This is a genomic window from Micromonospora psammae, assembly GCF_036902725.1.
In the GTDB taxonomy this organism is placed as follows: Bacteria; Actinomycetota; Actinomycetes; order Mycobacteriales; family Micromonosporaceae; genus Micromonospora.
Genome location: NZ_JBAKHM010000005.1, coordinates 220,208 through 244,531, shown reverse-complemented (window position 1 = coordinate 244,531; position 24,324 = coordinate 220,208). Strand labels below are relative to the sequence as shown.

General features: G+C 74.5%; 21 protein-coding genes, 1 pseudogene and 2 riboswitches. Of the genes and pseudogenes, 10 read left to right on the top strand and 12 right to left on the bottom strand.

The window, feature by feature from the left end; genetic code table 11:
• The coding region (locus tag V6U79_RS11095; protein ID WP_334614593.1) for an ATP-dependent DNA helicase at nt 1–834 on the top strand (834 nt) is incomplete at its 5' end.
• Nucleotides 835–941: 107 nt separating this feature from the next.
• On the opposite strand, the gene V6U79_RS11090 is transcribed toward V6U79_RS11095, so the two are convergent.
• Nucleotides 942–2,246, bottom strand: coding sequence for an AI-2E family transporter (locus V6U79_RS11090; protein ID WP_334614592.1), 1,305 nt, complete (start codon nt 2,244–2,246; stop codon nt 942–944).
• Nucleotides 2,247–2,400: 154 nt separating this feature from the next.
• Between V6U79_RS11090 and V6U79_RS11085 the strand changes: the two genes are divergently transcribed.
• Nucleotides 2,401–2,748, top strand: coding sequence for a GroES family chaperonin (locus V6U79_RS11085; RefSeq protein ID WP_334534405.1), 348 nt, complete (start codon nt 2,401–2,403; stop codon nt 2,746–2,748).
• Nucleotides 2,749–2,832: 84 nt separating this feature from the next.
• A complete protein-coding gene (locus V6U79_RS11080; protein WP_334534403.1) occupies nt 2,833–3,000 on the top strand; it encodes a hypothetical protein in 168 nt (55 codons plus the stop codon).
• A gap of 48 nt (nt 3,001–3,048) precedes the next feature.
• Here the strand turns inward: V6U79_RS11080 and V6U79_RS11075 are convergent, their stop codons facing one another.
• Nucleotides 3,049–4,497, bottom strand: coding sequence for a PrsW family intramembrane metalloprotease (locus V6U79_RS11075; RefSeq protein ID WP_334534401.1), 1,449 nt, complete (start codon nt 4,495–4,497; stop codon nt 3,049–3,051).
• Nucleotides 4,498–4,564: 67 nt separating this feature from the next.
• Nucleotides 4,565–4,643, top strand: a riboswitch (SAM riboswitch).
• Here V6U79_RS11075 and V6U79_RS11070 point away from each other — a divergent pair.
• Nucleotides 4,635–4,760 (top strand): annotated as a pseudogene (locus V6U79_RS11070) (aminotransferase class V-fold PLP-dependent enzyme); the annotation flags it as partial. Its footprint overlaps the riboswitch before it by 9 nt.
• 44 nt (nt 4,761–4,804) lie before the next feature.
• On the opposite strand, the gene V6U79_RS11065 reads toward V6U79_RS11070, so the two are convergent.
• On the bottom strand, nt 4,805–6,037 hold the full coding sequence (locus V6U79_RS11065; RefSeq protein WP_334614601.1) for an FUSC family protein: 1,233 nt from the start codon (nt 6,035–6,037) through the stop codon (nt 4,805–4,807).
• Nucleotides 6,038–6,130: 93 nt separating this feature from the next.
• On the opposite strand from V6U79_RS11065, the gene V6U79_RS11060 reads away from it, so the two are divergent.
• Nucleotides 6,131–6,769, top strand: coding sequence for an HD domain-containing protein (locus tag V6U79_RS11060; RefSeq protein WP_334614590.1), 639 nt, complete (start codon nt 6,131–6,133; stop codon nt 6,767–6,769).
• 12 nt (nt 6,770–6,781) lie between these two features.
• Here the strand turns inward: V6U79_RS11060 and V6U79_RS11055 are convergent, their stop codons facing one another.
• On the bottom strand, nt 6,782–7,060 hold the full coding sequence (locus tag V6U79_RS11055; protein ID WP_334534396.1) for a DUF4031 domain-containing protein: 279 nt from the start codon (nt 7,058–7,060) through the stop codon (nt 6,782–6,784).
• Between the two features lie 35 nt (nt 7,061–7,095).
• Here V6U79_RS11055 and V6U79_RS11050 point away from each other — a divergent pair, with 35 nt between their 5' ends.
• Nucleotides 7,096–8,496, top strand: a complete 1,401-nt coding sequence (locus tag V6U79_RS11050) for an FAD-binding oxidoreductase (protein ID WP_334534393.1) — start codon at nt 7,096–7,098, stop codon at nt 8,494–8,496.
• 24 nt (nt 8,497–8,520) lie between these two features.
• Here the strand turns inward: V6U79_RS11050 and V6U79_RS11045 are convergent, their stop codons facing one another.
• Nucleotides 8,521–8,919 carry a hypothetical protein gene (locus tag V6U79_RS11045; protein WP_334534390.1) on the bottom strand — a complete coding sequence of 133 codons (399 nt, stop codon included), beginning with the start codon at nt 8,917–8,919 and terminating at the stop codon, nt 8,521–8,523.
• Between the two features lie 214 nt (nt 8,920–9,133).
• The gene (locus V6U79_RS11040) at nt 9,134–10,966 is read right to left on the bottom strand and encodes a glycerol-3-phosphate dehydrogenase/oxidase (protein WP_442933407.1); all 1,833 of its coding nucleotides are present in this window, start codon (nt 10,964–10,966) and stop codon (nt 9,134–9,136) included.
• A 236-nt stretch (nt 10,967–11,202) separates the two neighbouring features.
• On the opposite strand from V6U79_RS11040, the gene V6U79_RS11035 reads away from it, so the two are divergent.
• From V6U79_RS11035 to V6U79_RS11025, 3 genes are all read left to right on the top strand, one after another.
• Nucleotides 11,203–13,776 (top strand): S8 family serine peptidase, encoded by a 2,574-nt coding sequence (locus tag V6U79_RS11035; RefSeq protein ID WP_334614588.1) that lies wholly within the window; start codon nt 11,203–11,205, stop codon nt 13,774–13,776.
• Between the two features lie 81 nt (nt 13,777–13,857).
• A complete protein-coding gene (locus tag V6U79_RS11030) occupies nt 13,858–14,778 on the top strand; it encodes a GNAT family N-acetyltransferase (RefSeq protein ID WP_334614586.1) in 921 nt (306 codons plus the stop codon).
• A gap of 97 nt (nt 14,779–14,875) precedes the next feature.
• On the top strand, nt 14,876–15,121 hold the full coding sequence (locus tag V6U79_RS11025) for a hypothetical protein (RefSeq protein ID WP_334520923.1): 246 nt from the start codon (nt 14,876–14,878) through the stop codon (nt 15,119–15,121).
• Nucleotides 15,122–15,176: 55 nt separating this feature from the next.
• Here the strand turns inward: V6U79_RS11025 and groL are convergent, their stop codons facing one another.
• The 3 genes from groL to V6U79_RS11010 form a co-directional block, all read right to left on the bottom strand.
• Nucleotides 15,177–16,799, bottom strand: coding sequence for a chaperonin GroEL (groL, locus tag V6U79_RS11020; protein WP_334614584.1), 1,623 nt, complete (start codon nt 16,797–16,799; stop codon nt 15,177–15,179).
• A 273-nt stretch (nt 16,800–17,072) separates the two neighbouring features.
• Complete coding sequence (locus V6U79_RS11015; RefSeq protein ID WP_334614583.1) at nt 17,073–18,134, bottom strand: hypothetical protein; 1,062 nt, start codon at nt 18,132–18,134, stop codon at nt 17,073–17,075.
• Between the two features lie 346 nt (nt 18,135–18,480).
• Nucleotides 18,481–18,684: a cold-shock protein gene (locus V6U79_RS11010; protein ID WP_067305333.1), complete on the bottom strand. Its 204-nt coding sequence runs from the start codon at nt 18,682–18,684 to the stop codon at nt 18,481–18,483.
• Between the two features lie 223 nt (nt 18,685–18,907).
• Here V6U79_RS11010 and V6U79_RS11005 point away from each other — a divergent pair, with 223 nt between their 5' ends.
• Nucleotides 18,908–19,438, top strand: a complete 531-nt coding sequence (locus tag V6U79_RS11005) for a GNAT family N-acetyltransferase (protein WP_334520942.1) — start codon at nt 18,908–18,910, stop codon at nt 19,436–19,438.
• A gap of 91 nt (nt 19,439–19,529) precedes the next feature.
• Here V6U79_RS11005 and paaN read toward each other — a convergent pair whose 3' ends face one another.
• From paaN to thrC, 3 genes are all read right to left on the bottom strand, one after another.
• Complete coding sequence (gene paaN / locus V6U79_RS11000; RefSeq protein ID WP_334614581.1) at nt 19,530–21,200, bottom strand: phenylacetic acid degradation protein PaaN; 1,671 nt, start codon at nt 21,198–21,200, stop codon at nt 19,530–19,532.
• Nucleotides 21,201–21,338: 138 nt separating this feature from the next.
• Nucleotides 21,339–22,358, bottom strand: coding sequence for a GNAT family N-acetyltransferase (locus tag V6U79_RS10995; RefSeq protein WP_334520948.1), 1,020 nt, complete (start codon nt 22,356–22,358; stop codon nt 21,339–21,341).
• A gap of 439 nt (nt 22,359–22,797) precedes the next feature.
• The gene (gene thrC / locus V6U79_RS10990) at nt 22,798–24,084 is read right to left on the bottom strand and encodes a threonine synthase (protein ID WP_334614580.1); all 1,287 of its coding nucleotides are present in this window, start codon (nt 24,082–24,084) and stop codon (nt 22,798–22,800) included.
• Nucleotides 24,085–24,095: 11 nt separating this feature from the next.
• A riboswitch (SAM riboswitch) is annotated at nt 24,096–24,231 on the bottom strand.
• Nucleotides 24,232–24,324 lie beyond the last annotated feature (93 nt).

Sequence of the window (24,324 nt, the reverse complement as noted above, 5' to 3'; positions counted from 1 at the left end):
CCCTTCGACTACGCGCGGCAGGGCATCCTCTACGTCGCCGCGCTGGCCACCGCCACCGCCGGCCGGCCGGCCGGTGCCGCGGCGTTCCCGGCGCCGGCCGGTGCGGTGGCGACCACGCCCGGCAGCCGCCCCGCCACCGGCACCGTCCCGGCCACCTCGGGCCCCGGCTGGTCCTCCCTCGACGTCGGCTCGCCCTTCGACTACGCGCGGCAGGGCATCCTCTACGTCGCCGCGCACCTGCCCCGCCCCAGCGTCTCCGGGCTGCCCGAGGCGGCCGGGGAGGAGCTGCTCGGGCTGGTCGGCGCGCTCGGTGGTCGTACCCTCGGGCTCTTCTCCTCGCGACGGGCCGCGCAGCAGGCCGCGGAGCTGCTCCGCGCGCGGACCGACCTGCCCGTGCTGCTCCAGGGCGAGGAGGCGCTGCCGCTGCTGGTCCGCCGGTTCCGCGAGGAGCGGTCGAGCTGCCTGTTCGGGGTGATGTCGCTGTGGCAGGGGGTGGACGTGCCGGGCGACTCCTGCCAGCTGGTGGTGATCGACCGGCTGCCGTTCCCCCGCCCCGACGAGCCGCTCGCCGCGGCCCGGGCCGCCGCGGTGGACGCCACCGGTGGTTCCGGCTTCGCCGCGGTCAGCGTGCCGATCGCCGCGGTGCGGCTGGCCCAGGGGGTCGGCCGGCTGATCCGGGCGACCGGCGACCGGGGCGTGGTCGCGGTCCTCGACTCGCGGCTGGAGACCGCGCGTGGCTACGGCCCGTTCCTGCGCCGCTCACTCCCCCCGTTCTGGTACACCACCCGCCCGGAGGTGGCCCGCGGCGCGCTGGAGCGCCTCGGCAAGGCCTGAGCTTCCGCCGCCGAACGCGTCGGGTCCGCGCGAGCCGGCGAGGTGCCGCCTCCCGGCTCGGGAGGCGGCGTCCCCGCCGACGGCGCGCGGACCTTGACGAGCGCGGGTCAGGGAGCGTGCGAGGCGACGACCACGGCGTCCGGCGGGGTGTCCGGCACCGAGCGGGCGGCGAGCCGGCGGACCGCGGTGTTGAGCACCGCGATCAGCGGCACCGCGACCAGCGCGCCGGTGATGCCGGCCAGGACCACCCCGGCGGCGATGCTGATGATCACGGCGAGCGGGTGGATGGCCACCGCGCGGCCCATGATCAGCGGCTGGAGCACGTGCCCCTCGAACTGCTGCACACCGATCACCACGCCGAGGATGATCAGCGCGGTCACCGGGCCGCTGTCGACCAGCGCCACCAGCACCGCCACGCCGCCGGAGAGCGCGGCGCCGACGATCGGGATGAACGCGCCCAGGAAGACCAGCGCCGCCAGCGGGAACGCGAACGGCACGTCGAAGATCACCAGGAAGATGCCGATGCCCACCGCGTCGATGAAGGCCACCAGCACGGTCGCCCGGACGTACGCGCCGAGCGTCGACCAGGAGGCCCGGCCCGCGTCGTCGACCTTCCACCGGGCCGCCACCGGCAGCAGCCGTACCAGGAACCGCCAGATCCGGTTGCCGTCGCGCAGGAAGAAGAAGGTCGCGAAGAGCACCAGGACGGTGCCGGTCAGCACCTCGGCCAGGGTGGAGGCGGTGGAGAGCGCCCCGCTGGTGAACCGCTCGGTGTTGCCGTTGATCCAGCCCTGCGCCTCTTCGATGTAGCGGTCGAGCTGCTTGTCGGAGAGGTGCAGCGGGCCGGTCTTCAGCCAGTTCTGGATCTGCCGGACGCCCTGCGAGGACTTTTCGCTCAGCTCCGGCACGCCCTGGATGAACTCGTTGACCACCAGCGTCAGCGTGCCGATCACCCCGGCCAGGCCGCCGACCAGCACCACCGCCGTCGCCAGCGACCTCGGCAGCCGGGCCCGCAGCAGCCAGCCCACGGCCGGCGCCAGCAGCGCGGAGAGCAGCAGCGCGATGGCCAGCGGGATGATCACGATGCTGATCGTCCCGACGATCTTCAGCAGCGCCCAGGTGACCACGCCGATCACGATCAACCGCCACGACCAGGCGGCGGCGATCCGCAGGGCGTGCGGCACGTCCTCGTCGTCCCGGCTGGAGGTGGACTGGTGCGTCGTGGTCGGCGGGCCCGTGGCCACCACCGTCGCCGACGGGGGCGCCACCGGCCCGGGCGAGGCGGGGGACGCCAGCCCGGCCTCCTCGCGTACGTCTTCCCGGTCGCCGCGCTCGGCGCGCACCGACTGGCGGCCGGACTCGTACGCGCGGCGGAGCCTTCCGCGTACCCGCTCGAAACGGCTCAAGCGCACCTCCTCAGGAACAGACCGGGCCGTCCACGACGACGTCCGGACAGGGTACGTCCGACAGCGCCACGGTAGGGCAGTTCCGCCACACATTGCCCCGACCCGTCACCGGTCAACCACCGGCAGGTCACCCACCGGCCACCCGGTAGCGTCTCTGTCCGTGACCGCCGACCAGAACCTCGACTCCGGCCTGCCCATCCGCCTGCTGCACGACCGCGTGCTGGTGCGCCTGGAGGGCGGCGAGGGCGAGCGCCGCTCCACCGCCGGCATCGTCATCCCGGCCACCGCCGCCATGGGCAAGCGACTGGCCTGGGCCACCGCCGTGGGCGTCGGCCCGAACGTCCGGGCGATCGTCTCCGGCGACCGGGTGCTCTTCGACCCGGACGACCGCTCCGAGGTCGAGCTGCACGGCCGGGGTTACGTCCTGTTGCGGGAGCGCGACGTGCACGCCGTCGCCGCCGAGCGGGTGGAGCGCGAACCCACCGGGAACACCGGCCTCTACCTGTAGTCCCCGCCCCGCCCCCGGCGGCGCCGTCGTTTGTGTCGCTCTCCTCCGGGAAGCCAGCGACGTCCAGCGCCCTGGGGAGGGACGATGCCGGTACTCGTGAAGAAGCTCCTGCTCTGGCTCGGCGCCTTCTTCCTGATCTACTTCATGGCGTTCCGTCCCGACGGCGCCGCCGAGATGTTCAAGGCGATCGGGGCGGGCCTGATGGCGCTGGCCCAGGGCCTCGGGGACTTCCTCACCAGCCTGATGACCTGACCGCAGCCGGCCCTGGCTCGCCCTGACCGCGCCGCGACGGGCGCCGGCTCAGCCCTGACCGGGCGGCCACGGGGCGGCCGGACGCGGGCCGTGCCAGCCCGGCGGGCCGTAGCCGGCCGGGGAGACCGGCGGTGGCGGTGGGCCGAGCACCACCGGGATCGGGACCACCGGCGAGTCCGGCGCCTCCACCACGCGCTGCGACCCGTCCGGGAAGCGCAGGTGGTAACGCTGCCCGTCCCAGACCCCGACCGGCGCCTGCGGGTCCCGCCCGACGAAGTACGCCCGGTACGCCGCGATCGCCTCCAGCAGTGCCCGCTCGTCCCGGGCGGTCCGCTCCCGGTCGGCCGGCTTGCGGTCCAGCCCCCGGCGCATCCCGTCGCGCAGCAACGCCAGGCGGGTCGCCGCGAACTGGTAGCCGCGCATCGCCCGCAGCCCCGGGTCGCCGCCCACCCGGCGGGCCCAGCTGCGGGCCGCGTGCCGGCGGCCCAGGCTGCCCAGCGCCGCCACCTCGGGCGGGGTGAGCCAGCCGGCCCGTACGTAGTCCGGCAGGGTGCGCTCGGTGAGCCGCCCCTCCCAGGCCCGCAGCCAGACCGCGAAGCCGACCATGCCGAAGAAGATCGGCACCATCAGGCCCACCATGCCGTACAGGAAGATCACCAACTCACCGGTGGCCTGCACCAGCGTCGGGATCAGGTTCCAGGTGCCGTGCAGCATCATCGCCAGCAGCAGGCCGGCGATCGGGGCGAGCACCCGCACCCGCCGGTCGGCGCTACGGGCGGCGATGCCGAGCCCCACCCCGGTCATCGCGGTGAAGAGCGGGTGGGCGAAGCCGAAGAGCAGGATGCGGGTGATGAAGATGGCGATGACCTGCCGGAAGCCTGTCGCCGGGCCCCACTGGTCGGCCCCCGAGGCGTAGCCGTACCCGCCCAGGTAGAGGATGTTCTCCACCATCGCGAAGCCGACCGCGGAGAGCCCGCAGTAGACCAGGCCGTCGGTGATGCCGGACCACTCCCGGCGGCGGAAGACCAGCAGCAGGATCGGGCCGAGCGCCTTGGTCAGCTCCTCGATGAACGGGGCCACCAGCACCGCGGTCAGCGCCGACGGCAACCCCCAGCCCTCGAAGAGCTTGGCGGCGTTCTCGTTGACCGTCAGCGAGGCCGCGGTGGAGACGAACGCGCCCCAGGCGAAGCAGAAGACCAGGTACTTCAGCGGCTCGGGCTCGTACCGGTCGAGCCAGAGGAAGCAGGCGACCAGGACCGGCACCGGCAGGACCGCGGCGGCCATGCCGATCAGCAGCGCCTCCGGGCCGAGGCTCGAACCGAGCCGGATGAGCATGTAGAACGCGCAGGCCGCGATCAGCAGCCCCAACCCGACCAGCACCAGGATCCGCCGCCAACCGGGTCGGCGCCGCGGCATGGGAGGCGCCCCGGCGCCCGGCGACGGGACGGCGGGCACGGTCGGCGGCGGCGGGGGACCGCCGGGCGGGGTGTCGGCCATGCGGTCAGCGTAGCCACCTCCGGCTCCGTGGGTCGGCTGCTCCCGCACTGGTTAGGCTCGGCGACGGGTCACGAGCGCCAGCGTCAAGCCCCGGCCTGCTGGCCGGCAACCCTCGTACGTTCGCGGTGGGGTGCCCCGCGGCCGACGCGGTGGCCGAGCTGCTCCCCTGGTACGCCAGCGTGCACCGCGGCGCCGGGGCGGTGTCGCGGCGCTGCACGCTCGCCTACGAGCGGGCCCGGCAGACGGTCGGCGACGCCTTCGGCGTCCTGCGCTGAACCGGGCGGGGTGCCCGGCCCCGCCCGACTGCTCAGCCCAGGGGCGGGGCGGTGGGAGGCATCGGCGTGGCTCCCTGCTCGGCCGGCTCCCCCTTCGGCCGCTCCAGCTCACCGAAGGACTGGCGGATGTGCCGGTTCGCCTCCTCCTGCTCGATGCCGGAGGCGACCAGGAGGTCACTGGCGGTGGTGCGCACCTGGGCGATCACCACGCTGCCGGAGAAGCCCACCCCCTGGGCGTACGCCCGACCGGCCTCGCTGACCGCGCGCAGCGACCGTTCGCGGGCCTTCTCCGGCTCCTCCCCGACGGCGAACTCGTGCCGGAGCAGGCGGACCGACTCGGCGAGGTGGGCCACCGCGTCGGGCATCGGCTCCGGGATCGGCTCCTCGTCCTCGATCAGGGTCACCGACCGCCGGATGAGGGTGCCGCTGTTACGCATCGCGCGGTCGATCGGGTCGGCCGCCTCCGCGTAGTGGGTGAGTTCGCTGCGCCGGTGCCAGCGGACCGGCGAGAGCGTGCTGGTCTCCTTCGCGCCCTCGATCGCCTCCTGGAAGACGGCCAGTTCCTCCTTGTTCTCCCGCAGCCGTTCCAGGGCCCGCTGGGCGCTGGCCCGGTCCCGGTTGCGCAGCGCCTCGGCGCAGATGTCGAGTTGGTTGGCGAGGAGGTCGAGCGCCGGGCGGGCGGCCCGGTTGATCACCCGCAGCGGGTTGAGCGGCAGCAGGACCGCCGTCACCAGCAGCGCGATCCCACCGCCGATGAAGGCGTCGACGAAGCGGGGTATCTCCAGGTTCTGGGTGGACGGGCTGAGCGTGACGATCAGCACCGCGGTGGCCGCCGCCTGGATCACGATGGCCACGCTCGCGCCGGAGAAGATGGTCAGCAGGATGGCCGCGATCACGACCAACCCGAGCTGCCATCCCCCGGCGCCGAGGAAGTAGATCAGGATGTCGCCGAGGAGCACCCCGATCGCCACCCCGACGATCAGCTCGACCGTGCGGCGCAGCCGCTGCCCGACCGAGGCCGCCAGGGTGCCGACCGCGGAGATCGGCGCGAAGACCGGCTGCGGATTGTTCAGCAGCTCGTGCGACACCACCCAGGCCAGCGTGGCGGCGAGCCCCGCCTGGACGGCCAGGCCCACGGCCATCCGGACCCGGTGCAGCCGGTCGTGCAGGGTGGCCCGGCTCCGATGGCGCAGCTCCCGCATCGCCTGGGCGATCCGGGGCGCGTCGACGTCCGTTCGGCCGTCGCGAAGGCCGGCGCGCCGCATCAGCGACGGTCGTCGGTCCCGGGCCACGGCCATGGCGGGGACTACCCGCCCCGGGCAGGGTGAATCCTCGTTCCCTGGGGCAGACTCGGCGGGGTGACGGAGCTGATCGAGCGGTGGCGGACGGCCGCCCGCCGGGCGGGGGCCACCGACACCCCGGCGCTGACCGAGGCCGGCGAGGGGCTGCTCGCCCGCTGGCGGGAACCGCACCGGCACCACCACGCCCCCGCCCACCTCCGCGCGGTGCTGGACGTGGTCGACGCGTACGCGCCGCTGGCGGAGCGGCCGGACCTGGTCCGCCTCGCCGCCTGGTGCCACGACGCGGTCTACGACCCGAGGGCCGGCGGGGACACCAACGAGCGGGAGAGCGCCGCGCTGGCCGGCACGCTCCTCGCCGGGCTGGGGCTGCCGGCCGCCGCGGTGGCCGAGGTACGCCGGCTGGTGCTGCTCACCGCCGGGCACGCGGTGGCGGCCGACGACCGCGACGGCGCCCTGCTCTGCGACGCGGACCTCGCGGTCCTCGCCGCGCCGCCGGCGGAGTACGACGCGTACGCCGCCGCGATCCGCCGGGAGTACGCCCACGTGAGCGAACCCGACTTCCGGGCCGGCCGGGCCCGGGTGCTGGAGAGCCTGCTCGCCCTGCCCGCCCTGTACCGCCTGCCCCCGCTGGCCGGGCGCTGGACGGCGCCGGCCCGCGCCAACCTCACCCGCGAGCTGGCCACCCTGCGCCGCTGACCCCCCGGCGGGTCAGCGCCTCCCGGCGGTGGGGACCAGGTGCTTGGGGCGGCGGAGGCCGGCGTCACGGAGCAGGCGGACCAGCTCGCGGCTGGGCACCACCCGGGCGCCGAGCCAGACCGCCATGGCGAACCGCTCGGCCGGAATGTCGTAGTGATCCCGGTCGAAGCCACGGCGGGGCGCGCCGAGCGCCTCGGCGAAGGCGTGCAGCTCCGCGTGGGAGACGTCACTGATCAGGTGGGACCAGAGCCGCCCCCGCCACGGCCAGGCGGGACGGTCCAGGTACAGCATGGCGGCCAATCTAGCCGCCGGATAGCCTCTGCCGCATGGCCGGATCCCCCCTCCTCGACGACCTACGCGCGGCGCTCGGCGACGGCGCCGTCCTCACCGACCCCGATCTGCTCCAGATGCACCGCCGCGACGAGGCGGATCTCTGCGCGGCCGGCACCCCGCTGGTGGTCACCCGCCCGCGCAGCACCGAGGAGGTGGTCGCGGTGGTCCGGGCGGCCGCCCGGCACGGCGTACCGGTGGTGCCCCAGGGGGCGCGGACCGGGCTGGCCGGCGCCGCGAACGCGGTCGACGGCGCGGTGGTGCTCAGCACCGTGGCCATGGACGCGATCCGGGAGATCGACCCGGTGAGCCGGATCGCGGTGGTGCAGCCCGGCGTGGTCAACGCGACGCTGGCCGCGGCGGTGGCGAAGCAGGGCCTCTACTACCCGCCGGACCCGGGCTCCTGGGAGTCCTCCACCATCGGCGGCAACGTCTCCACCAACGCCGGCGGCATGTGCTGCGTCAAGTACGGCGTGACCACGGAGTACGTGCTCGGCCTGGAGGTGGTGCTCGCCTCGGGCGAGGTGCTGCGCACCGGCCGGCGCACCGCCAAGGGCGTCGCCGGCTACGACCTGACCCGGCTCTTCGTCGGCTCGGAGGGCACCCTCGGAGTGATCACCGAGGTCACCGTGTCGCTGCGCCCGGCGCCGGAGGAGTCGCTGACCATGGTGGCGGTCTTCGGGTCGACCACCGAGGCGGGCACGGCGGTGGCCGACATCGCGGCGAAGGGGCTCAGCCCGAGCCTGCTGGAGCTGCTCGACCGGACCCACCTGCGGGCCATCGAGGCGTACCGGCCGATGGGGCTGCGCACCGACGCGCAGGCGCTGCTGCTGGCCGCCGCGGACACCGGCGCCCGCGCGGCCGACGACCTGGCCCGGCTGGCCGAGGTCTGCGAGGCCGCCGGCGCCGAGGAGGTGTACGCGGCCACCGACGCGGTCGAGGCGGCGGCGCTGCTCCAGGCCCGCCGGCTGGCGCACCCGGCGATGGAGAAGTTCGCCGCGGACGCCTTCCCGGACGGCAACGGCGGGTTGGTGATCGACGACGTGGCGGTGCCGCGCGGCTCGCTCGCCGCCCTGCTCGACGGGGTGGCCCGGATCGCCGAGGAGTGCGACGTGCCGATCGGTGTGGTCGGGCACGCCGGGGACGGCAACATGCACCCCAACATCGTGGTGGACCGGGCCGACCCGGCCAGCCTGGAACGGGGGCGGCGGGCCTTCGACGAGATCATGCGACTGGGGCTGGAGCTCGGCGGGACCTGCACCGGCGAGCACGGGGTGGGGCTGCTCAAGCGGGACTGGCTGGCGCGGGAGATCGGGCCGGTGGGTGTCCGGGTGCACCAGGCGATCAAGGCGGCGCTGGACCCGGACGGGTTGCTCAACCCGGGCAAGGTGCTATGACCGACCGACCGGCGGTGCGGCCGGTCAGGCGGTCGGCTCGGCCGGGGTGGCCTGGGTGAGCAGCAGCAGGATCTCGTACGCCACCGGCGGCCGCTCCTCGCCCGGGCAGTCCTGCGAGGTGATCAGACCGGCGGCGGTGACCAGGCTCGACGTCAACGCGTCGATGCAGCTGACCCGGTACTGGCGGGCCTGGTCGGTCTCCTGCGCCAGCCGGGGGTCGGCGAGCAGCGCCTGCAACCGCTGCACCTGCTCGGGATCCAGGGCGCCGGTCGAGGTCACCCCGTCACCCGCGCAGTCGGCGCACTCCCACCGACCGTCCGGCGCCACGTTCAGCGACCGGAGCGGACCGTCCTGGCCGAGCTTCTGGACCAGGCTGACCCGGCCCGCGCCGGCACCGGCCGCACCGCCCGCCGGGGCGGTCACGCCCGCCCCCTTCGGGTCCGGTGTGGACCCGCTCCGGTCCGAGTCGAACATCGAGCAGCCACCGAGGCCGATCGTCAGGACGGCAGCGGCGGTAATCGTCAGCACGCGTGACCACTGAGGGGGAACCACGCGCCGGAACCTACCCCACCGTAGGTAGCGCCCGTAACCCGCCGACCGGGCCGCCATCGATGGATGGAACTGTACGAGGGATCGGTCAGCGGGACGAGGTGGGAAGTTCGACACTGTCGCCGTCGACTCCGCGGTCCGCGGCGAAGCCCCGCACGTCGGGCGCCCCGAGCCGGGCCGCGTCCGCGGTCGCGTCGTCCGGCATCAGCTGCGACTCCCGCTCCGCCTCCACCCGCGCCCGGTAGTGGGCAACCTCACGCTCCCGGGTCGCCGCGTCCCAGCCCAGGACCGCGCCCATCAGCTCCGCCGTGTGCCCGGCCGACTCCAGGCCCCGGTGGATCGTCTCGAAGGAGATCCGGGTACGCCGGGTCAGCACGTCCTCCAGGTGCAGCGCCCCCTCCGCCCGGGCCGCGTACGTCACCTCGGCGGCCAGGTACTCCGGGGCGCCGGCCAGCGGTGAGGCGAGCAACGGGTCGGCGTCGATCAACGCCAGCAGTTCGAGGGTGAGCGTGCCGTAGCGCTCCAGCAGGTGCTCGACCACACCGACCGGCACCCGGTGCCGGCGGGCCAGGTCGGCCCGGTCCCGCCACATGGCCGCGTACCCGTCGGCGCCGAGCAGCGGCAGGTCGGCGGTGCGCGACGGGCGCGCGCCACCCAGCCGGTAGGCGGCCCGGTCCACCACGTCGGCGGCCATCACCCGGTAGGTCGTGTACTTGCCGCCGGCGACCAGGAGCAGCCCGAGCATCGGCTCGAAGACCGCGTGCTCGCGGGAGAGCTTGGAGGTGGAGTCGGCCTCACCGGCCAGCAGCGGACGCAGTCCGGCGTAGACGCCCTCGATGTCCGCCGTGGACAGCGGCCGGTCGAGCACCGTGTTGACCTGGTCGAGCAGGTACTGGATGTCGCGGGCGGAGGCGGACGGGTGGGAGCGGTCCAGCCGCCAGTCGGTGTCCGTGGTGCCGATGATCCAGTGCCCGCCCCAGGGGATGACGAAGAGCACACTGGTGGCGGTCCGCAGGATCAGCCCGGTCTCGCCGGTGATCGCCGAGCGGGGGACGACGAGGTGCACCCCCTTGGAGGCCCGCACCCGGATGCCCGGGCGCAGCCCGACGTCGTTGAGCATCCGCGACATGTCGTCGCTCCACACCCCGGTGGCGCCGATCACGGTGCGCGCGCGTACCTCGAACTCGGCATCCGGTGAGTCGGTCGGCGCTTCCAGGTCGCGGACCCGCACCCCGGTGACCTCGCGGGCCTGCCGGATCAGCCCGACGGCGCGGGCGCTGCTCACCACGGTCGCACCGAGGCTGGCCGCGGTGCGGGCCAGCGTCACCACGAGCCGGGCGTCGTCGACCTGACCGTCGTAGTAGCGGATGGCGCCGGCCAGCCCCTCGGCACGCAGGCTGGGGAAGATCCGGCGGGCGCCCTCCCGGGTCAGGTGCCGGTGCAGCGGCATGCCGCGACCGCCGCCGAAGAGACCGGCGAAGGCGTCGTAGGCGGCCACCCCGGCCCCGTAGTAGGAGCGGCGGAAGATCCGGGCCGGCAGGTCGCGCAGCCCCTTCCCGGCGGGGAGCGGGACCAGGAACGGCACCGGCCGGACCAGGTGCGGGGCGAGCCGGGTGGCGAGCAGGCCCCGCTCGGTCAGCGCCTCGTGGACCAGGTGGAACTCCAACTGCTCCAGGTAGCGCAGGCCCCCGTGGATCAGCTTGCTGGACCGGCTGGACGTGCCGGCGGCGTAGTCACGGGCCTCGACCAGGGCGACCTTGAGCCCCCGGGAGGCGGCGTCCAGCGCGGCACCCGCCCCGGTCACGCCACCACCGATGACCAGCACGTCGAACTGCTCGGTCCGGAGGCGGCGCAGGTCCGCGGCGCGCCGCTGCGGGGAGAGCTGACCGGCGGCGGATCGGGTCAGGTTGGGATCACGCACCCGTCCACCGTAACCGGCCCCGACCTCCGGCAGCAGGCCCGCTCCCGCCACCGCGCCGCCGGCACCCGGCCGACCACTCTCGGTCAACTGCGCGACAACGGGCAGTCGACGACGATCGGGGAATCGCCGCCCGGGGCCGCCGGAAGCGGGCGGAGAAACCGTCCCCGCACCGTTCGTCGCGAACCGGCCGGATCCGTCCTCGGCCGCGTCCGGCACCGGCATGGGAGAGTGCTGGGATGCAGGCCGAGCGCCCGGATCAGAACATCGGTCCCGAGCCACCCGTCTACCACCCGTCCGGGCCCTGGCCGGTGGTGGCGGCCGTGCTGGCCGGGCTGTGGACCATCGCGGTCGTCGTGGTGGGCCAGCCCGGTGGCTGGGTGGCCGACCAGGTCCTGCTCGCGTCCGGGCTGGATCGGGAGGTCCGGCTCTGGCCGGTGGTCGGCCTGTCGGCCGTCCTGCTGGTCGGGGCCCCCGCCCTGGCGCTGGCCCTGCTGCCCCGCTCGACGGCGGTCCGGGCCACCGGCCGGGCCTGGCTGACGGGAGCGCTCCTGCTCGGCGCGCTGGGGCTGCTCCGGGCGATCCCGCTGGTGCACCACGAGGCGTACCTCTGCGCGCTCGCCGCCACCGCCGCGCTCGCCGCGCTCCTGGTGACCCGTTTCGGCCACCGCCGCGCGGTGGCCGCCGCCCCCGCTGCCGGCCCGGTCCCGGCCGCGCCCGCCCCCACCGCCGGCCCGGTCCCGGCCGCGCCCGACCGCGCCGCCGGTCGGTGGGCGGCCCGTCGGCCCGGCCCGGTCACCCTGCTCGGCGTGGCCGCCGGGCTGGCCCTGCTGCTGCCCTGGGCCTGGCTCGGGGCGCTCGGCGGGCTGCTGGAGACGCTCCTCGCCGCGCTGGCGGCCGCCGCGCTCGGCGGGCTGGCCGGGGCGCTGCTCGACGGGGCGTTCTGGTCGGCCTTCACCGTCGGCGGACGGCTCCGGCCGGCCCGCCTGGTGCTGGTCGGCGGGCTGGTGGCCGGGGTAGCGCTGCTGCTGCTCGGTGCCGGGGTCGGGCAGTCCGGCGCGCAGCTGCCCCTGCTGCTGATCCTGCCTCCGGCGGGCTTCGCGCTCGCGGCCCTGCACGCGGCGGCCGCGCGGCCGGTGCGGACGACCGCCCCGGACCGGCCCACGGACGTCGGCGACCCGGTCCTCCTCCCGCCCGGCGCGCCGACCGGGCAGGCGGGTGCCCGCTGGCTGGTCGGGCTCGGCGTGCTCGGGCCGCTGGCCTTCACCGACCCGGAGGAGATCTCGGTCCTGCTGGCGAACACCCGCGACGTGCCGTTCTGGGTGGCGGTCGCCGCCGGCGCCGGGCTCGCCGTCGCGGTCCTGCTCGCCGTCGCGTACGGCGTCCTGCTCGCCCGCCCGCGCGGTGGCCCGCCCAGCCGGCGGGTGGCCGCCCCGGTGGCCGCCGTGCTGCTGGTCACGGTCGGGGTGGTCGCCGTCGGACCGGGGCAGCCCGGGCTGCACGGGGAGCGGCTGCTGGTGGTGCTCCGCGAGCAGGCCGACCTCTCCGGCATCGCCACCGGCGCACCGGGCCGGGCCGGCCGGGACGCCCGGGCCGCCGAGGTGTACCGCCGGCTGGTCGCCACCGCCGAGCGGAGCCAGCGCGACCTGCGCCGGGACCTGGGCCGGCTGGGCCTGGACCCGACCCCCTACTACCTGGTCAACGCGATCGAGACCGACGGCGGCCCGGCGGTGCGCGCCTGGCTCTCCGCCCGCCCCGAGGTGTCCCGGGTCCTGGTCAGCCAGCGGGCCCGCCCGCTGCCCGCCCCGGCGCCGCGCAGCACCGGCGACGCGGCGGCGCCCTCCGGCACGGCCTGGAACATCCGGCTGCTCGGCGCGGACCGGGTCTGGTCCGAACTGGGGGTCACCGGCGAGGGCGTGGTGGTGGGCAGCTCCGACTCCGGCGTGGACGGCGGCCACCCGGCCCTCACCGGCGGCTTCCGCGGCGGCGACGACTCCTGGTACGACCCGTGGGACCGGACCCGCGACCCGAACGACACCGGCGGGCACGGCACCCACACGGTGGGCAGCGCGGTGGGGCGCGACGGCATCGGCGTGGCCCCCGGCGCCCGCTGGGTGGGCTGCGTGAACCTGGACCGGAACCTGGGCAACCCGGCGCACTACCTGGACTGCCTCCAGTTCATGCTGGCGCCGTTCCCGGCCGGCGGTGACCCGTTCACCGAAGGCCGGCCCGCCCGCGCGCCGGACGTCCTGACCAACTCCTGGGGCTGCCCGCCGGTCGAGGGGTGCGACCCTCGGGCGCTGCGCCCGGCGACCGCCGCGCTGGACGCCGCCGGCATCCTGGTGGTCGCCGCCGCCGGCAACACCGGCCCGCACTGCGGCTCGATCGCCGACCCGCCGGCGCCGTACCCGGACGTGCTGACCGTCGGCGCGGTGGACCGGAACCGGCGGGTGGCGCTCTTCTCCAGCCGGGGCCCGGCGGCCGGCGGCGCGGCCAAACCGGACGTGGTCGCCCCGGGCGCCGGGGTGCTCTCGGCGATGCCGGGCGGTGGCTACGCCACGCTGGACGGCACGTCGATGGCGACTCCGCAGGTGGCGGGCGTGGTGGCGCTGATGTGGTCGGCGAACCCGGCACTGGTCGGCGACCTGGAGCGGACCCGGCGCATCCTGCGGGAGACGGCGCGGCCGGTGCAGCCGAGCTACCGCTCGGGCAACCCGGCCGACACCTGCGGCGGGGACCCGGCGATCACCGGTGCCGGCCTGGTCGACGCGTACGCGGCCGTGCGGGCGGCGCGAGAAGCGACCCCGTCCTGACGCCTCCGGCGGAGCGGGGGCCCGGGGTACGCCGGGGCCGGTGGGTGCCGGGAGCGGGACCGATGCCCTAGGGTCGCGACCATGGACGCGAAGATCACCGAGCTCACCCTGGATCGGGCGCCCGACGCCGTCGCCCTGTGCCGGCGCGCGCTGGACCTTCCCGAGGACGCCGCCGAGGCGGACGCCCTGGTGGACGCCCTCTGGATCCGGGCCGGTGCGGGCCGGACCGTGGTGGCGCTGGGGACGTACGTCGGCGACGAACTGGTCGGGGTGCTGATCGGGTCGATCTCGGCCCAGGACCCGCGCCTCGGGCACGTGGACCTGTTGGTGGTCGAGCCGGACCGACGCCGCCGCGGCGCCGGGCGGGCCCTGGTCGCCGAGGCCGAGCGGCGGCTGGCCCGGCTCGGCGCGGCCGAGGTGCTGCTCGCCGGAAACCCGCCCTGGTACGCCTGGCCCGGCATCGACGTGCGCTACACCCCGGCGGTCTGTCTCGCGCTGGCGCTCGGCTACCGGCAGGACCGGACGGCGTGGAACATGACCGCCGACCTGTCGTACGACGGGTCGCCGGCGCTGCGCACGACGGAGCCGGCGGAGCGGCGGCTGGCCGGCCAGGGGGTGGTGGTGCGCGCGGCGGAGCCGAAGGACCTGCCCGCGCTGGCGGCGTTCGCCCGGTCCACCTTCGGCGGCGCCTGGGACGGCGAGCTGGCCGGCTCGGTCGGTCGCGACGGCGCCGGCTGCCACCTCGCCGAGCGGGACGGGGAGATCCTCGGGTTCGCCGCCTGGGGGTCGTCCCGGCCGAGCTGGTTCGGGCCGATGGGCACCGCCCCGGCGGCGGAGGGCAGCGGGATCGGTGGGGTGCTGCTGCGTCGCTGCCTGCGCGACCAGCGGGCGGCCGGCGTGGACGCCGCGCAGATCGGCTGGGTGGGGCCGGTGCCGTTCTACTCGGGGAGTGCGGGTGCGCGCATCGAGCGGGTGTTCTTCCTCTACCGTCGGACGCTCTGAGCGATCGACAACAGGGCGAATAGGATATAGACCCTGATAACGCCTTTTGCCCCCGTGGATGATCGACGCCCCATACCGTTTCGGTAGAGGAGGGGCCATGACCACGGACGACGAACAGACCGACGACGTGCCACCGGCCAGGTGGACGCCGGTCGGCGACCCGCCCACCCCGCTGCCGTTCGACCGGCGGGACTACGGCGACGCCGAGCAGTTGGCCGAGATGGCCGGGCTCGACGACCCGGACGCCGACGAACCGCGGGTGGTGGTGGACGAGCCGGTGGCGGTCCTCCCCCCGTACGACCGCGCGCAGAAGAGGCGCAACCAGCGCCCCCTGCCCCGATAGACGGAACGGGGCGGACCGCTCGCGCGGCCCGCCCCGTCCGGTGTTGGAGCTGGACTCAGAAGTCCATGTCCCCGCCACCCGGGCCAGCCGGGGCGGCCGGGGTCTTCTCCGGCTTGTCCGCCACGACGGCCTCGGTGGTGAGGAAGAGCGCCGCGATCGACGCGGCGTTCTGCAGCGCCGACCGGGTCACCTTGGCCGGGTCGATGATGCCCGCGGCCAGCAGGTCCACGTACTCACCGGTGGCGGCGTTCAGGCCGTGACCGGCGTCGAGGTTGCGAACCCGCTCGACGACGACGCCACCCTCCAGGCCGGCGTTGACGGCGATCTGCCGCAGCGGGGCGTCCAGCGCGATCTTGACGATCTGCGCGCCGGTCGCCTCGTCGCCGACCAGGTCCAGCTTGTCGAAGGCGGTCTTGCCGGCCTGCACCAGCGCGACGCCACCACCCGGGACGATGCCCTCCTCGACGGCGGCCTTCGCGTTGCGGACGGCGTCCTCGATGCGGTGCTTGCGCTCCTTGAGCTCGACCTCGGTGGCCGCGCCGACCTTGATCACCGCAACGCCGCCGGCCAGCTTGGCCAGCCGCTCCTGCAGCTTCTCCCGGTCGTAGTCGGAGTCGCTCTTCTCGATCTCGGCCCGGATCTGGTTGACCCGACCTTGGATCTGGTCGGCGTCGCCGGCACCGTCGACGATGGTGGTCTCGTCCTTGGTCACCACGACCTTGCGGGCGCGGCCCAGCATGTCGACGCCGACGGCGTCCAGCTTGAGGCCGACCTCCTCGCTGATGACCTGGCCACCGGTGAGGATGGCGATGTCGGTCAGCATGGCCTTGCGGCGGTCACCGAAGCCCGGCGCCTTGACGGCGACCGACTTGAAGGTGCCCCGGACCTTGTTGACCACCAGGGTGGCCAGGGCCTCGCCCTCGAGGTCCTCGGCGATGATCAGCAGCGGCTTGCCGCCCTGCATGACCTTCTCCAGGATCGGGAGCAGGTCCTTCACCGACGAGATCTTGCTGTTGACGATCAGGATGTAGGGGTCGTCGAAGACGGCCTCCATACGCTCCGGGTCGGTCATGAAGTAGGCCGAGATGTAGCCCTTGTCGAAGCGCATACCCTCGGTGAGCTCCAGCTCCAGCCCGAAGGTGTTGCTCTCCTCGACGGTGATGACGCCTTCCTTGCCGACCTTGTCCATCGCCTCGGCGATGATCTCGCCGACGGTGTTGTCACCGGCGGAGATGGAGGCGGTGGAGGCGATCTGCTCCTTGGTCTCGACGTCCTTGGCGAGCTTGGACAGCTCCTCCGAGACGCTGGCCACGGCGGCCTCGATGCCCCGCTTCAGGGCCATCGGGTTGGCGCCGGCGGCCACGTTGCGCAGGCCCTCACGGACCAGGGCCTGGGCCAGCACGGTCGCCGTCGTCGTGCCGTCACCGGCGACGTCGTCGGTCTTCTTGGCGACCTCCTTGACCAGCTCGGCGCCGATCTTCTCGTAGGGGTCCTCGAGCTCGATCTCCTTGGCGATGCTCACACCATCGTTGGTGATGGTGGGGGCACCCCACTTCTTCTCGAGCACGACGTTGCGGCCCTTGGGGCCGAGGGTCACCTTCACGGCGTCGGCGAGCTGGTTCATGCCCCGCTCGAGGCCGCGGCGCGCCTCTTCGTCGAACGCGATCATCTTGGCCATACGGCGTTGTCCTCCTGGACACTCACGGGCCACCCGAGTGTGTGTCCCGGATGGGCCGCCTGGTGTACGCACCTTGGGACGTCGCCACCTGGCGACGACGACGTCCTTCGGCCGGGCCGGATAGCCCGCGACGACCGGCCATGTGCCCCACCGGCGTCTCCAACGCCGCTGGAACCTTGGCCCCACCGTCCCGACCATTGGCACTCACGGTATGCGAGTGCCAATGACTTGTTTAGCACTCTCCCCTGCCGAGTGCAAGCACGCTCGGACCGGTCAGCCGAGTTCCGCCGCCAGCCGGGCCGCGTTCACCGGCCCTTCGTGCGCCCGCTGCTCGGCGTACGAGACCACCAACCCGACGAGCTGCAGCAGGTGGACGGGGACGACCAGCACCGCGCTCAGCACCACCACCAGGGACGCGCCCACCGCCGTGCCCGGCGAGGAGTACGGGTCGACGCCGAACGGCAGGGTGCCCACGGCCTCCACCACCCCACCGACGAGGCTGCCGACCACGACCGCCGCCGCGACCAGCGCCACCCGGCCCAGCACCATTCCGAGCCGGTCGTGGAAGAAGCGGAACGAGCGGCCGATCGGGTTCTGCCGCTCGAAGAGGTAGACCGGCCCGGCGAGGGCGAGCGCGAAGGCGAGGTAGATGCCGGGCAGCACGCAGAAGCAGACGCCGACGGTCACGATCAGGGTGATCAGCAGGGTCCAGCCCCACAGCCCGAGGGCCCGGCGCAGGCCGTACCGGAGGGCGCCGCCCAGATCGGCCGGCTCGCCGGCCGCCTGCCGGGCCACCACCCAGGTGCCGCCGGCCCAGCCCACGCTCTGCGCGAGGCCGATGAAGAGGCCGGCGACCAGCACGGCGACCCCGAAGGTCACCAGGTCACCCAGGAAGCCGTCGGGCAGCGAACCGTCGGCGGGCAGCTCCTCCTCCACCGGGCCGAGCCCAAGGGAGAGCAACGACAGCGCCGCGGCGGGCACGGTCTGGGTGAGCAGCATCAGCGGCAGCAGGACCCGCCAGCCCCGGCGCAGCGCACCGGTGCAGCGCCGGAACCAGCCCGCGACACCGGCGTACGGCGGATTGACCAGCGGATCGTCGGGGTCACCGCCGGCCTGCCAGCCGTACGGCAGCTGAGCCCCGTAGGGCGGCGGGTAGCCCCCGTACGGCGGGTAGCCGAGCGGGAAACCCGCCGACGGGTCCGAACCGGGCGGGAAGCCGGCGGTCGGTGGGTAGCCGGTCGTCGGCGGCTGGCCCCAGCCCTGCGGGTGCCCGCCGGCCGGGTCCCAGGCGCTGGGCGGCGTCGACTGGCCCGGCCAACCGGGGGCGCCCGGCACGGGCTGACCCGGGACGGGCTGACCCGGGACGGGCTGACCCGGGACGGGCGGACCCGGGACGGGCGGACCCGGGACGGGCGGACCCGGGACGGGCGGACCCGGGACGGGCGGACCCGGGACGGGCGGACCCGGGACGGGCGGACCCGGGACGGGCGGACCCGGGACGGGCGGATCGGCCGGCGCGGAGGGCTCCGGCGAGCCGCTCGACGCGGGCGGACCCGACGATGCGGGGTCGAACGGCTCCGATGGGGACCGGTCGGACATGAACCCTCCTCAGTGACGCCTGGGACGGCCCATGATCTTCCCTGTTGTCAAATCACCCCGCAGCCCCACCCGGGCGGGGGGATCAGGCGATGACTCGGACCCGCTCGGCCTGCGGACCCTTCTGGCCCTGGGCGATCTCGAACTCCACCCGCTGCCCGTCGTCGAGCGCCTTGTAGCCGTCCATCTCGATGGCGGAGAAGTGGACGAAGACGTCCTGGCCGCCGTCGACGGCGATGAAGCCGTAGCCCTTTTCGGAGTTGAACCACTTCACGGTGCCCTGTGCCACGGTGCACTTCCTCACTCTGCGCGGCGTTCCACGACCCCGGGGCCGGCCGGAGGCCGGCACCCGGAGGACCACCGTCCGGCGATCGGTGCCGACCGCTGAATCAGTGACCGAAATCGCACGCTACACGAGGCGTGACGACGGCGCACGACCACAAATCGGGCATATTCCGGCGCTCCGCAGAGCTTCGCCCATCGCCCGACGTCACTGCGGTATGCATGCGGTCATGAACTCTGCCCTGGCCTCACCGGACGCCCGGACGGCCACCGTCCGTCGGGTCGGCCCCCAGGACGCGGCCCGGATGCGGGCCCTCCGACTGGAGATGCTGGCGGACGCCCCGCTGGCCTTTCTGGAGACGTTGGCGCAGGCGGCCGCCCTGCCGCACGCCGACTACGCGGCCCGGGTCGCCCAGGTCTCGACCGGCTGCGGGAACGCCCAGTTCATCGCGGACCCGGGCGGCCGGCTGGTCGGGTCCGCCGGTGGGATCGCCGCCCCGGACGAGCCCGGCCTGACCGTGGTCTACGCCGTCTACGTGACGCCGGCCTGGCGCGGCAGCGGCCTGCTCCGCGCGCTGATCGACGGGGTGGCGGCCTGGTCGCGCGAGTGCGGCCGGCCCGAGCTGATGCTGGAGGTGGTGGTCGGCAACGACCGGGCCTACCGGGCGTACCAGCGGCTCGGTTTCACCGACACCGGGGTACGCGTCCCGCACCCCACCGTCCCGGCGCTTCGCGAACTCCAGATGCGCCGGCCCGCCTGAGCGAGCGTGACACCTCAGCGGCATGTCGGTGCCCCCGAGGTGTCACGCTTCGTCAGACACGCGCCTTTCGACGCCGGCCCCTCCGCGGTCCTCAGCCGTGGCGGCGGCTCTGCACGATGCGGAACCGGTTCGCCACGTACGCGCCGTCGGTGAGGGCGGCGTTCGCGGCCGGGTTGGCGCCGCTGCCGTGGAAGTCCGAGAACGCGGCCGACTGGTTCACGAAGACCCCGCCGGTCAGGTTGCAGGACAGGTGCACCCCGACGTCGACCGCGGCGGCCTCGGCGGCGTCCAGGACCGCCTCGTCGGTCGAGTAGACGGCCGCGGTCAGCGCACCCTTCTCCCCCACCGTCGTCCGCATGATCTCCAGGCTGTGGGTGGTGGAGTCGGTGGCGATGGCGAACGAGATCGGCCCGAACCACTCCCTGCCGTAGGTCGCGGTGTCGTCGGCGGCCAGCTTGACGATGGTCGGCGTCCGCACCACCGCGCCGGGCAGCGCCGGGTGCTCGACGGTACGGGACTCCAGCACCGGCTCGCCGACCTTGGTCACCTCGTCGAGCCGCTCCAGCACCCCGTCGTTGACGATCGCGCCGGTCAGCTCGACCCCGCGGGCCGGGTCGGCGGTGAGCTTGCCCACCACGGCGGCGATCCCGCCGGCCACCTCGTCGAAGCTCTTGTGCCCCTGGTCGGTCTCGATGCCGCCCGCCGGGATGAGGATGTTCTGCGAGGTGGTGCACATCTGGCCGCTGTAGAGGGTCAGCGTGAAGCCGAGGTTGCGGCACATCCCGGCGAAGTCGTCGGTGGAGTCGACGACGACGGTGTTCAGGCCGGCCTTCTCGGTGTAGACGGCCGCCTGCCGGGCGTTCGCCTCCAGCCAGTCGCCGTACTCGGTGGAGCCGGTGAAGTCGACGATCTTCACGGCCGGGTGCAGGGCCAGCGTCGAGGCGAGCTTCTCACCGGGGGCCTCGGGGGCGAGCAGCATCAGGTTCGGGTCGAAGCCGGCCTCGGCGAGCACCTCCCGGGCGTACCGCACGGTGATCGCCAGCGGCAGCACCGCGCGGGGGTGCGGCTTGACCACCACCGGGTTGCCGGTGACCAGCGAGGCGAAGAGCCCCGGGTACGAGTTCCAGGTCGGGAAGGTGTTGCAGCCGATCACCAGGGCCACACCGCGCGGCACCACGTGGAAGGTCTTGGTCATCCGCAGCGGGTCGCCCTTGCCGGCGGCCTTCTCCCACTCGGCCGTCCGCGGGTGCCGGGTCATCTCGGCGTACGCGTAGGCGAGCGCCTCCAGCGCGCGGTCCAGCGCGTGCGCGCCACCGGCCTGGAAGGCCATCACGAACGCCTGGCCGCTGGTGAACTGCACCGCGTTGGCCAGCTCGAAGATGTGCTTGTGCAGCCGGTCGAGGATCTCCAGGCACACCCCCACCCGGACCTGCGGCCCGGCGTCGCGCCAGGCCGGCAGGGCGGCGGAGGCGGCGGCGACCAGCTCGTCGGCGCCGGCGTGCGGGTAGCGCACGTTCAGCTCCAGCCCGAACGGGCTCGTCTCGGTGGCGACCCGGTCGGCACTCGGCTGGTCGAGGGGGAAGTCGCCGTTCAGGTACGCCTCGAAGGCGGCCTTCCCGTCCGCGGCGGCGGTCTCGCCGTACACCCGGGGGCTGGGTGACTCGGGATAGGCGGACCAGTACCCGCGCTCCGTGATCGCGGTCAGCGCACGGTTGAGGGTGTCGGCGTGCCTGTCGTACAGGGGATGCGGGGTCTCCGTCATGCCCGCCATCATGCCGCAGCCCCGGCCCGGCCGGTAAGGGCCGCGAGCCGGGGCGGCCCCCGCCGGGCTGTCCGGTGCCCGACGGCGCCGGGCCGGGGAGCTGGTCCGCCGGTTCGACGGGCCGGACCGCGACCGTGGTCAGAGGGTGAGCTGCCAGTCGGTCCAGGCGTCCACCGGGCGGAAGCCGAGCCGCTCGTTGATCGCGATCATGTGACTGTTGGCGGCCGCGTTGAAGGTGTCCACCACGCGGACCGCCGGCTCGTGGGCGATCAGGTGGGACAGGTTCTCGACCTTGGCGAGCAGGCCGAGCCGGTGGCCCCGGTGGGCCGGGTCGACGATGGTGATCTGCTGGAACGCGTGCCAGTCGGCGGAGGGGCCCACGTCCAGCAGGGTCCAGGCGACCAGCCGGCCGGACGCCTCGTGGCGTACCCCCAGGTGGTAGCGGCGCCGGCCGCGGGCCTCCAGCGCCCGCTCGGTGCCCCGGACCCGTTCGGCGTCCACCCGCTCCGGCTCCCACTCCACGTCACCGAGGGGGGCGTCGGTCATCAGCCGGCCGTCCAGGTAGGCGACGTCCGCGACGTACTCCGGCGGGGTCGCGCCCTGCCAGCGGACCGACCGGTAGCCCGCCGCCCGGCTCCGGGCCTCGGCCAGCACCGCCGCCAGCGCGTCGTGGTCCACGCCGGCGACGTCGAGCCGGCGGCGCACCTCCGCCAGCGCCGGCTGGGCACCGACCGCGGCGGCGAACGCGCCGCCCGCCGCCGACCGGGCCGGCCCGTCGGGCAGCGCGGCGACCGCCATCGCGAGCACCCGCTTGCGGCCGTGCTCCCGCAGCAGGCGGACCCCGTACTCGTGCAGCGCCCGGCCGACGCCCCGGCGCCGCAGCTCGGGGTGGACCACCAGGTCGGCCGTGGCGTTGTCGGTGTTGTCCAGCTGCGGCAGGTCCACGGCGAGGTAGCCGGCGGGCACGCCGTCCAGCCGGGCCAGCGCCCAGCGGGTGACGGTACCGGGCATCGGCGTGTGGAAGAGCGCGTCGAAGCGCCGCCGGCAGAAGGGCGGATAGTCCGGCACCTCGGCGGCGCTGACCGCCGCGCCGATCCGGTACGCCTCGTCGACCGCGGCCCGGTCGGCGCCGTCGAACGACGCGATGGTGATGCTCATCCGCCGAGGATGCCCGCCGAAATGGCGATCGGGCCAGCGAATTGTTCGCCGGCCCGATCGGACGTGGTCGGGAGGGTCACTCGCACAACGCCTCCGGCGTTGGGTCGCAAGAACTTCAAGAGTCTCCGGCGAAATGCCCTCCCGCACGGAGCATCTTGCGCCGTCCGGTTCCTGGCGTCAAGTCCTTGTCGGCGGGTTTTCCGCACTCACAGCGAAAAGCCAGTTACCCGGCGGATCGACCCGATCCCCCGTCCGGGCGATCCGCCCGCCCCCGCCCGGCTTCCCCGACGCCCTCCGCCGTCCCGCCCCCACGCCCTCCCGCCCCCCGTTTGCGGCGAGTCGGGGTGTCCGGGCGGCGGGATGCCCCGACACCCCGCAAACGGGGGCGACCGAGCGGGCCGACCGAGGGGCACCGGAGGGCCCGGAGGTCAGACGGGGATCAGGCGAGAAGGCCGGCGTCGCGGGCGGCGCGCAGGGAGGGCTTGATCCGGTGGGTCGGGCCGACCTGGCCGGCCACCGCGTCGATGGTCTTCAGGCCCTCGCCGGTGTTGAACACGACGGTCTCGGCGGCCGGGTCGAGCCGCCCCGCCTCGACCAGCTTGCGTAGCACCGCCACGGTCACCCCGCCGGCCGTCTCGGCGAAGACCCCGGTGGTACGGGCGAGCAGCCGGATGCCGTCGCGGATCTCGTCGTCGTCCACGTACTCCATCCAACCGCCGGTGCGGCGCACCGCCTCCAGGGCGTAGAGGCCGGCCGCCGGGTCGCCGATGTTGAGCGACTTCGCGATGCCGGTCGGCTTGACGGGGGTGATGACGTCGCTGTCGGCGTGCAGGGCGGTGGCGATCGGGTTGCAGCCGGCGGACTGGGCGCCGAAGACCTTCCAGCCGCCGGCCGGCGCCTCGACCAGGCCGATCTCGACCAGCTCCGAGAACGCCTTGTCGATCTTGGTGAGCAGTTCACCGGACGCCATCGGGATGACCACCTGCGCCGGGATCCGCCAGCCGAGCTGCTCGGCCACCTCGTAACCGAGGGTCTTCGAGCCCTCCGCGTAGTACGGGCGCACGTTCACGTTGACGAACGCGGTGTCCTCGAACTCGTCGGTCTCCACCAGCTCGCCGCAGAGCCGGTTCACGTCGTCGTACGAGCCGTCGATGGCGACCAGCTCACCGCCGTAGACGGCGGTGGTGACCACCTTGCCCTGCTCCAGGTCACCGGGGATGAAGACCACCGAGGGCACGCCGGCCCGGGCCGCGTGCGCGGCGACCGAGTTGGCCAGGTTGCCGGTGGAGGCGCAGGCGAAGCGGGTGAAGCCGAGCGCCCGGGCGGCGGTCAGCGCGACCGAGACCACCCGGTCCTTGAACGAGTGGGTCGGGTTGGCGCTGTCGTCCTTGACCCAGAGCGGCGCGGTGATGCCCAGCTCGGCGGCGAGGTGCGGGGCGGCGACCAGCGGGGTCAGCCCGGGGTCGAGGGTGACCCGGGTGGCCGGGTCCTGGCCGGCGGGGAGCAGGGCGGCGTACCGCCAGATGTTCTGCGGGCCGGCCTCGATCTGCTCGCGGGTGACGGCGGCCAGCGCCGCGGCGTCGTAGTCGACCTCCAGCGGCCCGAAACACTCGTAACAGGCGTGCTGGGCGGCGAGCGGGTAGCGCGCCGAACAGGCGCGGCAGACCAGGGCGCGGGCGGGGCCGGCGGTGGTGTCGATGCCGGGAGCGGCGAGCGTCGACGTCATGTCGAGGATTCCTCTCATCTTTCCCCACATCGCAGGGTGCGGCGGGGACGGAATTGGCACCTGCCCCGCCGGTGGCTCAGCGATGAGCGCGCGGGGTGGTTGCCGGGGCGTCGTCGGGCCGTATCCCTCAGCCCCTCTGGATGAGGTATGCAGTTGTGCCGCCGATTCTACGACCCGACGCCGGCGCCGCCACCCGCCTGTCCCACGGTGTGAACGCCCGCCGCCCGGCCGGGATCCGCA